Source organism: Stenotrophomonas maltophilia group sp. Smal32 (genome assembly GCF_030237085.1).
Classification (GTDB): Bacteria; Pseudomonadota; Gammaproteobacteria; order Xanthomonadales; family Xanthomonadaceae; genus Stenotrophomonas; species Stenotrophomonas maltophilia_Q.
This window is the reverse complement of record NZ_JASJSI010000009.1, coordinates 58,820-70,672: the sequence shown is the minus strand read 5'-3', so window position 1 is coordinate 70,672 and position 11,853 is coordinate 58,820. Positions and strand designations below refer to the sequence as shown.

The following is an 11,853-nucleotide window of genomic DNA, read 5'->3' as shown; positions in this document are numbered from 1 at the left end:
AGCCCGCTTTGTCGCCCCTGACCTCCCCCTCTCCCGTCAGCCGGGAACTGATCCGCCTGGACGCGCGGGCACAGGACAAGACCGATGCCATCGCCCAGGTGGCCCAGATGCTGGTCGCCGCAGGCTGCGTGGCGCCGGGCTACGAGGCCAGCATGGGGCGCCGCGAAGCGCTGGCGAACACTTTCCTCGGCCATGGCGTGGCCATCCCGCATGGGCTCGGCGAGGACCGCCACCTGGTGCGCCGCGACGGCATTGCGGTGCTGCAGTTGCCGGAAGGCGTGGAATGGAACCCGGGCCAGGTCACCCGCCTGGTGGTTGGCATCGCCGCCCAGTCCGACACCCACATCACCCTGCTCCGCAGATTGACCCGCCTGATCCAGGACGAGGCGGCGCTGCAGCGGCTGTTCACCACCCTCGATGCGGGCGAGATCGTCAATGCGCTGGCCCGTGATGCGACTGTCACTGTCGCCCACGTACCGGTGACGGACCTGGCCGAGCGCTTCGACTGGACCATCGCTTACCCCAGTGGACTGCACGCGCGCCCGGCCACGCGCTGGGCCGAGGCGGCGCGGGGTTTCACGGCCCGTGCCCAGGTGCGCGCGGGCGATCAGGCTGCCGATGCCAAGAGTCTGGTGGCGCTGCTGCAGCTTGGGCTTCGCGAGGGCGATGCCGTGAGTGTTTCTGCCGAAGGCGTCGATGCCCCCGCACTGCTGGCCGCACTGCGCAAGGTCATGGACGGGCTGGTGGCGCAGGAAAAGGCTGATGCGGAGCGTGCAGCACAGCGAAAGGCGGCGCCGGTCGCGGGCTGGAATCCACCCGAAGCGCGGGCGGCGATCGTCGGCATCGGCGCCAGCCCCGGGCTGGCCATCGGCCCGGTGCATGTACTGGCCAGCGCGCAGGCCGATGTTGCCGATCGCCCTGCCCCGCTCGGCGAGGGCGGCGCACGCCTGCAGGATGCACTCAGCCGCACCCGCCAGCAGCTGGCCGCACTGCAGGACGACACCCAGCGCCGCCTTGGCGCCTCGGATGCGGCAATCTTCAAGGCGCAGGCTGCGCTGCTTGACGATACCGACCTGATTACCCGCACCTGCCAGCTGATGGTTGAAGGCCATGGCGTCGCGTGGTCCTGGCACCAGGCCATCGAGCAGATCGCCTCCGGGCTGGCGGCGCTGGGCAATCCGGTGCTGGCCGGGCGCGCGGCAGACCTGCGCGATGTGGGTCGGCGCGTACTGGCGCAGCTTGACCCCTCTGCAGCCGGCGGCGGCCTGGCCGATCTGCCGACGCAGCCGTGCATCCTGCTTGCCGCCGACCTGTCGCCCTCGGATACCGCCAACCTCGACACCCGCCGCGTGCTCGGCCTCGCCACTGCACTGGGCGGTCCCACCTCACACACCGCAATCCTCTCGCGCACGCTCGGCCTGCCGGCGCTGGTTGCCGGTGGCGCCGAACTGCTGGCGATCCAGGCCGGCCGCGAGGCGATCATCGACGGCAGCATCGGGCGGCTTTACCTGTCCCCCTCCGAGGCAGATCTTGCTTCGGCTCGCGCCTGGATCGCCGAGCAGCAGCAGATCCGCGCGCGTGAAGCCGCACAGCGTGCGCAGCCGGCGCAGACCACCGATGGCCATCGCATCGACATCGGCGCCAACGTGAACCTGCCGGAGCAGGTGCCATTGGCGCTGGAACAGGGCGCGGAAGCTGTTGGCCTGATGCGCACCGAATTCCTGTTCCTCGAACGCGGCAGCACGCCCAGCGAGGATGAGCAGTACGCAACCTACATGGCCATGGCCAAGGCGCTGGACGGCCGTCCGTTGATCGTGCGCGCGCTCGATATCGGTGGCGACAAGCAGGTCGCCCACCTGGAGCTGCCGCACGAGGAAAACCCGTTCCTCGGCGTACGTGGCGCGCGCCTGCTGCTGCGCCGCCCCGACCTGCTGGAGCCGCAGCTGCGTGCGCTGTATCGAACGGCCAGAGACGGTGCACGCCTGTCCATCATGTTCCCGATGATCACCTCGGTGCCGGAGCTGACGGCACTGCGCGCCATCTGCGAGCGCCTGCGCGCCGAACTGGAGGCACCCGACGTGCCGATCGGCATCATGATCGAAGTCCCGGCCGCCGCAACCCAGAGCGATGCGCTGGCCCGCCACGCCGACTTCTTCTCGATCGGTACCAACGACCTGACCCAGTACGTGCTGGCCATCGACCGCCAGAACCCGGAGCTGGCCGCAGAAGCCGACAGCCTGCATCCGGCCGTGCTGCGCGCGATCCGCGCCACGGTGGAAGGTGCACGCACGCAGGGGCGCTGGGTGGGTGTCTGCGGTGGCCTGGCCGGCGATCCGTTCGGTGCGATGCTGCTGGCAGGGCTGGGCGTGGACGAACTGTCGATGACCCCGAACGACATCCTGTCGGTGAAGGCACGCCTGCGCGGCACTGCGCTGGCCGATCTGCAGAGGCTGGCCAATGCCGCGCTGGACTGCGAAACCGCCGAGCAGGTACGCGCCCTCGATGGAGCAGGTGCATGAATGCCCGCGCCGTCACCGTTACCTTGAACCCGGCGATCGACCAGACCGTGCGGCTGGCCAGCCTGCGGCCGGGCCATGTGCATCGCGCGCGCAGCAGCCGCGACGATGCGGGTGGCAAGGGCATCAACGTGGCCGCCTGCCTGGCCGACTGGGGCGTGCCGACCACGGCACTGGGCGTACTCGGTGGCGGCAACGACGGTGTGTTCGGTACGTTGTTCTCGGCGCGCGGCATCGTAGATGGCTGCCTGCGTATTCCGGGCAGCACCCGCACCAACATCAAGCTGGTTGACGAGGAAGACGGAGAGACCACCGACATCAACCTGCCCGGCCTGGCACTCGACGATGCCGATCTGGACGCCGTGTCGCGCCGGCTCGGTGCCCTGCTGCTGCCGGGCCTGCCGGTGGTGCTGTCCGGCAGCCTGCCGTCCGGCCTGCCGGCCGACGCATGGGCGCGGCTGCAGGTGCAGGCCGGTGCCGCAGGGGCGCGCGTGCTGCTGGACACCAGTGGCGATGCGCTTGCCGCTGCGTTGAGTGGCACTGCGGGTGCACTGCCCTACGCGGTCAAGCCCAACCGCCAGGAGCTGGAGGCTTGGACCGGCACGCCGCTGCTGGACCGCAGCGCTCTGCGCGTCGCTGGCCAGGCCCTGGTCGAACGCGGGGTGGCGCTCGCAGCGATCTCGATGGGCACCGACGGCGCGCTGTTCATTGATCGCAGCGGCGCGTTGGTCGCACGACCGCCGCGACTGGCCCAGGGCAGCACGGTCGGTGCGGGCGACGCCATGGTCGCCGGCATCGCTGCCGCGATGCTGGAGCCCGCCCTCGATCTGGACGGCTGCGCGCGGCTGGCGACCGCGTTCTCGATGAGCCGGCTGCAAAGCGGTGACGCACGACGGCTGGACCCGGCGCAGGTACGCGGGTGGGTCGGCGATGTACTGATCGAGCGGTTGGATTGACCCCCCTGCCGGAGGCAAGGCGGCTGGCTTCACGCCGACCGCAGCGCCTTCGGCAAGGACGAACCCGAAGAATTCCAGGAGTTCCCATGCACGCTTCTACCGTAGTCATCGCCGCTGGCGAACGCAGCATCGAGGCGGTTCTTGCCGCCGAAGCGCTGCGCCGCGCCGCCCGCCAGCGCGGGCTCGAGCTGATGATCGAGATCCGCAGCGACCAGGGCGTGACCGGCGCACTGCCTGCATCGAACGCCGCCGCCGCGACGCACCTGCTGCTGGTGGGTGGTGGTGAGCCGGACATCGCGCGCTTCGCCAATGCTGAGATCGCGCATGCCAGCTTGGGCGAGGTACTGGACGACCCGATTGCGGCGCTCGCACCGCTCGCGGCCGCACGGTCGAACGACGCCGGCACGGATGCGGGCAAGCGCATCGTTGCCGTTACCTCCTGCCCCACCGGCATTGCTCACACCTTCATGGCGGCTGAGGGGCTGCAACAGGCCGCCAAGGCGCTGGGCCATGCAATCCGGGTCGAAACCCAGGGCTCGGTCGGCGCGCAGGACGCGTTGAGCGACGAGGAAATCGCGGCTGCTGACCTCGTCCTGATCGCCGCAGACCGCGAAGTCGATCTGTCGCGCTTCGCTGGCAAACGCCTGTTCAAGAGCGGCACCAAACCGGCGATCAACGACGGCCAGAACCTGATCCGCAAGGCGCTGGCCGAGGCCGGCATGCAGGCAGGTACGGCAACTTCAGGGCGCACGACCGAAAAGACCAAGGCCACCGGGCCCTACAAGCACCTGATGACCGGCGTGTCGTTCATGCTGCCGTTCGTCACTGCCGGCGGCCTGCTGATCGCACTGGCATTCGCACTCGGCGGCATCTATGCCTTCGACGATGCCCACAAGGGCACGCTGGCCTGGTCGCTGTTCCAGATCGGGGCCAAGTCCGGCTTCATGTTGATGGTGCCCGCACTGGCCGGTTACATCGCTTACTCCATCGCCGACCGCCCCGGCATTGCGCCCGGCATGATCGGCGGGCTGGTAGCAGTGAACATGGATGCTGGCTTCATCGGCGGCATCCTGGCTGGTTTCATCGCTGGCTACGGCGTGCACTGGATCAACCGTGCGCTGCGCCTGCCGCGCAGCCTGGAAGGCCTCAAACCGGTGCTGATCCTGCCGGTCCTGGGCACGCTGCTGGTCGGCCTGTTGATGATGTACGTGATCGGCACGCCGGTCGCCGGGCTGCTGGCCTGGCTGACCGACTGGCTGCGCGGCATGCAGGGCGGCAGCGCGATCCTGCTTGGCCTGCTGCTGGGCGGAATGATGGCGGTGGACATGGGCGGGCCGGTCAACAAGGCGTCCTACGCGTTCTCTACTGCATTGATTTCCAGCCAGGTCTACACGCCGATGGCGGCGACGATGATCGGCGGCATGACGCCGCCGCTGGGTATTGCACTGGCGACATGGCTGTTCAGCAACCGCTTCACCGCCGAGGAGCGCGGCACGGCCGGTGCTGCCGGCGTGCTTGGCCTCAGTTTCGTGACCGAAGGCGCGATCCCCTACGCCGCGCGTGATCCGCTGCGCACCATTCCAGCGCTGATCCTTGGTTCTGCCGTGGCAGGTGCAATCTCGATGGCCGCTGGCGTCGAGCTGAAGGTGCCGCACGGCGGCGTGTTCGTGCTGCCGATCCCGAACGCAGTCACTCACCTCGGCATCTACCTGTTGGCACTGCTGGCCGGCGTGGCCGTCACTGCGGTCGCGCTGCGCATCCTCAAGAAGCCGGTCACCACGCCGGCCTGATCCACCCCATCGCCAAGACCCTGCCACCTCCCCTGCGCACGCAGGGGCGCAGCGACCTACGCCCTGCACAAGGACCCTCGCCCATGACCCGCTCTTCCCGACACATGTTGCCGATGGCGATCGCGCTTGCCCTGCCATCCCTGGCCGCCACCGCAGACGCGAGCGACGTCTTCACTCCCAGGCTCGCCTACACCGGCGAGGCGGCCGCCACGCTTGACGGCGGCAAGCGCAGCGGCACGGCCTATGCCGGCCAGCTGATGTTCGGTGCCGACGTGGACCTGGACGCCGCGTTCGGCTGGCGGGGCGCAACGATCAAGGCTTACGGCATCAACCGCCACGGCACCAATCTCGCCAACAGCAGTACGGGCAACAGCACCTCGGTGCAGGAGATCTACGGTGGCCAGGGAACGCGCCTGGCCAATCTGACGATCGAGCAGAAACTGCTCAACGACCGACTGGTGCTGGAAGCAGGGCGAAGCGTCGCCAACATCCATCATCTCGGTTCGGAGTGGTGCCAGTACTTCCAGGGCAACTCGGCCTGCGGCAACCCGACCTATGTGTTCCGCACCAGCAGCTTCACATGGTGGCCGGTATCGAGCTGGATGGCTGATGCCACGGCATGGGTGACGCCGGATGTCTACGTACGCGTGGGCGCGTACCAGGTCGACCCGAGCCAGGCCGAAGATGGCCAGCACGGCCTGAAATGGAGCACGAACCAGGCCACCGGCTGGGTCGTGCCCTACACGATCGGCTGGCGCAGCCCCGCGTCGGCGCGCTTGAAGGCCCGCTACGAACTGGGTGGCTGGCAGGACAACTCGACCTACCGCGACCCGCTGCGCGATGCCAACGGCATGTCGGCGCTGCTCAGTGGCCAGGAGTACGCGACACGTCATGGTCGCTCCGGTGCGTTCGCCCGCTTCGAGCAGCAGCTCAGCAGCGATGGCAGCGGTCGTGGCCTGACCCTCTTCGGTGCCGCACTCAAGGGTACCTCCGGCCAGTTGATCGAGGATCACTTCCTGCAGGCCGGCCTGGTGCAGAAAGGCACGTTCGCCAGCCGGCCGCAGGACAGCATCGCCTTCGTCGTGACCCAGCAGAAGTACAGCAGCATCGCGCTGGAGAACCTGCGCCTCGCCCGTGCCGCGGCGGGTGGCAGCGGTACCCCGCACGGGAGCCAGGTGATGATGGAACTGAGCTATGGCATCCAGGTCACCCCGCAGCTTCGGGTCGCACCCAACCTGCACTACATCGTGCATCCGGACCAGTTCAACGAACCCGCACGCCAGCATGATCTACCGAATGCGCTGATCGCCGGCCTGCGGGTCGATTGGAGTCTGTAGGAGAATCCGTTTTCGTCCACGCGATTGCCGATCAACGGCTCGTGATGCCCACGCAGTCCATTTTGCCCTGTGGGCGGCAGCGAGCGGCTCTGGTCAATGACCGCACGTCTGTCCGGCAGCGTGGATTCGATCGACGCCGGCCTCAGCATCACGCTGGTGCATCCAGCCGCTCCCGCCAGCCGTATGTAGGATGCCCGCGCTGTGCGGGCATCCTACCGAGGAACGCACCGTGAACGCTCTTCAGCGCATCGCCGCCGCAGTCAGCTTCGCCGTACTCGTCTCAACCGCTTCCGCCAGCTTCGCCGCAGATACCGTGATGGTTGGCGGGGCCGAGATGTACCCGACCAGGACCATCGTTGAAAACGCTGTGAACTCCAAGGATCACACCACCCTGGTGGCAGCGGTCAAGGCCGCGGGCCTGGTCGATACGCTCAATGGCGCCGGTCCCTTTACTGTCTTCGCACCCACCAATGCCGCCTTCAACAAGCTTCCAGCAGGCACGGTCGATGCACTGGTCAAGCCTGAAAACAAGGCACAGCTCACACGGATCCTCACCTACCACGTGGTGCCAGGACGCTTCAGTTCCGCCCAGCTCCTGGCCGATGCCAGGAAGCACGGTGGAAAAGCCACGCTGAAGACTGTGCAAGGCGAGCCGCTTACCGTCGCACTTCATGACGGCATGTTGTGGGTGATCGACGCCAAGGGCGGCAAAGCAGGTATCAGCATCGCCGACGTCAACCAATCCAACGGCGTCATCCACGTTGTTGATGCTGTGCTGATGCCGAAGTAGTGGCACGCCCTGCCACTCCGGCCAGCAGCATGAAGTAGTGGACGAGGAGCCGGGCACAGGCCCGGCTCCTCCCTTCACTGAAGCGCCTGGGCCAGTTTGAGTACATCCGCCGGGAACGTCGCGTAGTCATCCAATGGAGCGAGATGGGTGTCGCGTCGGTGGATGAGGCGCACGGCAACCACCTGCTGTTGCGGAACGATGACCAGGTGCTGGCCCAGGTAGCCATTGGCGGCGTAGGCAACGGTTGGGCCGCGTTGGATGTCGAACATGTCGGAGAGCTTGAGTCCACGACCGGTGATCTCGCTGCCATAGTGCTGCGGCCAGTCCGCCCCAAGTCGCTCGGCCATGTACGCAATCAGTGCACTCCTGCTGTCGAATGCCCTGCCCTCGGTGGCCAGCAATGCCTGCTGGACCGGATCGCTGACTTCATGCTGCGCCAGGAAGCCGGCCATCTGGCCTTTCAGCTCATAACGCTCCCATGCTGGAATGCGCCACCACAGGAGACCAACATCCGGCGAGCGGGCACTTGCTGCCGTCAGCAGCGCCACCGACCGCTCGCTCAGCACGCGCGTACCCGCCTGGGTGACGCCGCCATCAAGCAGCAGCTGCCCGATGGTCGCCAGATCGCGGGCGCTCAGCGACAATCCGGCCATGCCCAAGGGCGTGCCCGCACCGTCCTTCAACCACGTATATCGGGCAATGCCCAGCGGCTTGAAAAGGCGCGCCTCAAGGTAGGCATCCATCGGTTCCCCTGCCAGACGCTCGACAATGCCGGGCAGCAGATTGGTGGCCTTGTTGTTGTAGGAGAACGTGGTGCCTGGATCGCTGCTCAGCTCTGCAGCCAGCGCAAGCTTGACCAGGTCCGGCGCAGCTTCCAGCTCTTCCCCCGCGTTGGCCAGGTTCTGCAGGCCAGAGGTATGGTCCAGCAGCATGCGTACCGTGATGTCCCGTTTCCGCCCCTGCTTCCACTCCGCGAAGATGTTGCTTACCGGCTCGTCGAGCGAGGCCAGTTTTCCCTCGTCCAGCAGAAGCACGATGGCAAGCGCCACCACCGACTTGGTGGCCGACATGAGGTGAACCGGTTCATCGCCCGTCCCTGGCCGGGGCTCCAGCAGTGTTCTTCCATCCTTCCAGACAAGTACCGCGTCCGAATGCGCGGCACGGGCATTGTGTTCGATTGTCGCGACGGCGTCGGCCGTGGTGGTCGTGGTGGTCGTGGTGGCCAGTACAGGGACGGCCAGCATCAAGGCCGCGAAGCTGGACAGCCATCGTGCAGTGTTCATTGGCATCTCCTACGGTGAATGCCTGCTTACATTGACTACAGGTGTAGTCATGACCGAGTGCCTGAAGTCATGCCCGACCACATGGCAGCATCATCACGGCGCCACACGAATGGCCCCCGCAGCCCGCCAAGGGAACACGCGAACTCGATGGCCCTCGCCGCCGGCCTGCGTTCTGATCCAATCCGGCGGGTGCAGCCGTACGGCGAGCGCAACGCCGCCCGATTTCGTTTCGCACTGCAGCAAATGCGGCGTGCCAAGCGGCACTGCTGATCGCTCAACTGTCTGATTTCCCAAGCTTCTGGTCATCCATCGTTCATTCTGATTGACAGCGTTGTCAGGCGGCACTTACAAGAGCCCACGTCCGGCGCACGGCGCGGGAACGTCCAGACATCATCTATGGGGAGAGAGGGACCCTATGACCGTCCATTTCAGGAAGAGCACACTCGCACAGGCAGTCCTTGCCACCATCGTCACCGCCACTGCGGCGCTGCCGGTGGCGGCGCAATCAGCCAAGGAAAGCAGTTCCACCGCCGCCAGCGAGGCACGGGAGGCCTCGACGCTGGACGCCGTCATCGTCACCGTCGAACGCCGGGAACAGGACCTGCAGAAATATGCAGGTACCGCCCAGGCAATTTCTGCGGACGACACGCGTGCGCTGGGCATCAACAATGAGCTGCGCAACATCCAAGCCCTGGTGCCAGGCATGAGCATGGCCAACCAGGAAGGCAACCTGGAGATCTTCATCCGCGGCGTGGGTTCTTCGAACAACACCGAGCTGGGTGATCCAGGCGCCGCGCCCCACATCAACGGGGCCTACATTGCACGACCGCGCGGCTTGGGCGGGATGTTCTACGATGTCGAGCGGGTGGAAATCAACAAGGGCCCGCAGGGCACGCTGCGCGGCCGCAATGCGCTGGCCGGCACGCTGAACATCATCACCAAGCGCCCTGACCTGGAAGCGTTCGGCGGGTACGTCCAGGCCGAGGCCGGCAATCGTGACCATCGCGGTGGCGAATTCGCCCTGAATCTTCCGATCGGCGGTGGCGCGGCCTTCCGGGTGGCTGGCTACAAGGTGGAGAAAGACTCTCCGTTCAAGAATGCTGGACGCGCGCAGGACCTGGAACCGGCTGGCGTGCAGGACGACCGGGGCGCACGCCTGTCGTTCCTCTACCAGCCAGATGACAAGCTGTCGATCTTCGCAATGGCCGACATCGGCAAGGAGGGCGGTACGGGCTATCCAGGCGCCAACGTCTACACCGCCGCCAAGGCCGGCTACCTGCCGGACGATGTCGACCTGCGAAAGATCATCTACCGCGGCGCGCAGGGCAAGCTCGACAGCACCAACTGGGGGGCGCAGACCAGCATTTCCTATGACTTCGGCAAGGTGGCGGTGGAGTACAACGGCAGCTACCGCAACGTGGACTACCGCCAGACCAATGCGCAGAGCGAAGGCATCCTCTGGCCGGGCCGCAACATCGATCCGGTATCACCCAGCAACCCGGGCGGCATCGACTACGACAACTACTCCACGCAGTATTGGCTGACCGAGTCGGAGTCGCAGGTACATGAGCTGCGGTTCACGTCCGACCAGGACGAACGGCTGCGCTGGACCACCGGCCTGTTCCACTTCAATGAGGACCAGCGGGTGGGCTACCTTTCGCTGGTGGACAAAGGGCGCTGGTATTCGGGCACTGAATTCACCATGCCCAAGGTCAATGGCAAGTCATCCGCCGTTTTCGCCGACGGTACATTCGACGTCAACGATCGCCTGCGCCTGAAGGGCGGCCTGCGCTACTCCGAGGAGAAGAAGTCGCGTTACGGCATTGGCGGCAACTGGTCGCTGGGCCTGCCTGGCCAGGGCGGGGACTTTGCCACGCGCCTCGGCACGCCCGGCTTCGAGCCGGCTTTCATGAGCCGTCCGAACTTTGACGTCAGCAACATCACCTCGCAGGCGGAGATGGCCCGCTTCCTGCTGCAGGGTGTGCTGCGACATGGTCGCAACGACACCTTGCTGCAGCAGATCGGCGCGGTGCCCGATGGCGGCCCATTCGGTTGCGTGGATCGCCCCGACATCGGTGGCGATACCGTCGATTGCCCGTACCAGAGCTGGGCCCAGGTCAGCGCGATTCCGGCCCAGCAGTTCGGCAAGAGCAAGTTCAGCTTTACCGACTGGCGCGCGGGTTTCGAGTACGACGTGAGCGATGACAGCCTGCTGTACGGCCTGGTGTCGACCGGCCACAAGGCGGGGGGTTTCAACGACACGTTTGATCCGAAGGAGATTCCCGAGACCTTCAAGCCCGAATCGATCATTGCCTACGAGATCGGCAGCAAGAACTCCTTCCAGATGCTGGGTCGCACCTCGACCTTCAACGTCAGCGGGTTCTATTACGACTACAGCGACCAGGTGTTCCAGGACCTGGCGGTGATCGCCACCAACCCGACCACCGGTGAAGCCACCGGCTATGCCCTGGTCAACCGCAACGTCGGCAAGTCCGCGGTGTACGGCCTGGAGGCGGAAAGCACCTTGCGCTTTCCGCACAATTTCATGGTCAACATCAACGCCCTCTGGATGGACAGCGAGATCAAGCGTGGCACCGTCGCCGATGTCCGCAGCCAGAACTACGACGCCGGTGGTGCCACCTCGCTGATCGACCTGTCCGGCAACGAACTGCCGCTGGCGTCGAAGCTTACCTTCAACGTAAGGCTGCAGCATACGACCGAGCTGCGCTTTGGCACCTTCGACTGGCAGTTGCTGGCCTCGTACCGCTCGGCCTTCTACCTCACCCAGTACAACAACCGGGACGTGGAGTTCATCCGACAGGATCCAGCAAGTGGCGAGCTGGTCCATGACCGTACCGAAAGCGCCGCTGCGGCCGGCTTCCCTGACCGCCAGAAGGGCGAGACCACCTTGAACGCGGGCATCGGTTTCACCTCACTGAGCGGCAACTGGCGCGTGGAAGCCTGGGGCAACAATCTGTTGGGCAACGATGTCTCGCAGAAGGCCCTGGTGGGTTCCGGCATCAACGTCCGCTTCCTGAACGACCCGCGCAGCTACGGCCTGCGCCTGCGTTACCAGTTCTGAGCAGTGCAGCCTTGAAGGAGGGCCGGTTTTGCCGGCCCTCCGCGCGCAATCACCACGTCCTGCCCTGTGCGACAACGCACGGGGCGTCGTCCTGTCCGT

7 protein-coding genes are annotated in these 11,853 nt (G+C 66.2%); 6 read left to right on the top strand and 1 reads right to left on the bottom strand.

The window, feature by feature from the left end:
• The first annotated feature begins 8 nt into the window (after positions 1-8).
• From ptsP to QRO91_RS04005, 5 genes are all read left to right on the top strand, one after another.
• Entirely contained in the window at positions 9-2,519 is a 2,511-nt protein-coding gene (ptsP, locus tag QRO91_RS04025) for a phosphoenolpyruvate--protein phosphotransferase (protein ID WP_285310272.1), read from the top strand.
• Positions 2,516-3,472, top strand: a complete 957-nt coding sequence (locus QRO91_RS04020; RefSeq protein WP_197619195.1) for a 1-phosphofructokinase family hexose kinase — start codon at positions 2,516-2,518, stop codon at positions 3,470-3,472. The genes ptsP and QRO91_RS04020 overlap by 4 nt, the downstream gene beginning before the upstream one ends.
• An 86-nt stretch (positions 3,473-3,558) precedes the next feature.
• The gene (locus QRO91_RS04015) at positions 3,559-5,262 is read left to right on the top strand and encodes a PTS fructose transporter subunit IIC (RefSeq protein ID WP_197650048.1); all 1,704 of its coding nucleotides are present in this window, start codon (positions 3,559-3,561) and stop codon (positions 5,260-5,262) included.
• 83 nt (positions 5,263-5,345) lie between these two features.
• Complete coding sequence (locus QRO91_RS04010) at positions 5,346-6,599, top strand: carbohydrate porin (protein WP_049430751.1); 1,254 nt, start codon at positions 5,346-5,348, stop codon at positions 6,597-6,599.
• A 190-nt stretch (positions 6,600-6,789) separates the two neighbouring features.
• On the top strand, positions 6,790-7,389 hold the full coding sequence (locus tag QRO91_RS04005) for a fasciclin domain-containing protein (protein WP_197619201.1): 600 nt from the start codon (positions 6,790-6,792) through the stop codon (positions 7,387-7,389).
• Between the two features lie 74 nt (positions 7,390-7,463).
• Here QRO91_RS04005 and QRO91_RS04000 read toward each other — a convergent pair whose 3' ends face one another.
• Positions 7,464-8,672 (bottom strand): serine hydrolase, encoded by a 1,209-nt coding sequence (locus QRO91_RS04000; RefSeq protein WP_285310271.1) that lies wholly within the window; start codon positions 8,670-8,672, stop codon positions 7,464-7,466.
• 415 nt (positions 8,673-9,087) lie between these two features.
• On the opposite strand from QRO91_RS04000, the gene QRO91_RS03995 reads away from it, so the two are divergent.
• A complete protein-coding gene (locus QRO91_RS03995) occupies positions 9,088-11,754 on the top strand; it encodes a TonB-dependent receptor (RefSeq protein ID WP_197631951.1) in 2,667 nt (888 codons plus the stop codon).
• Positions 11,755-11,853 lie beyond the last annotated feature (99 nt).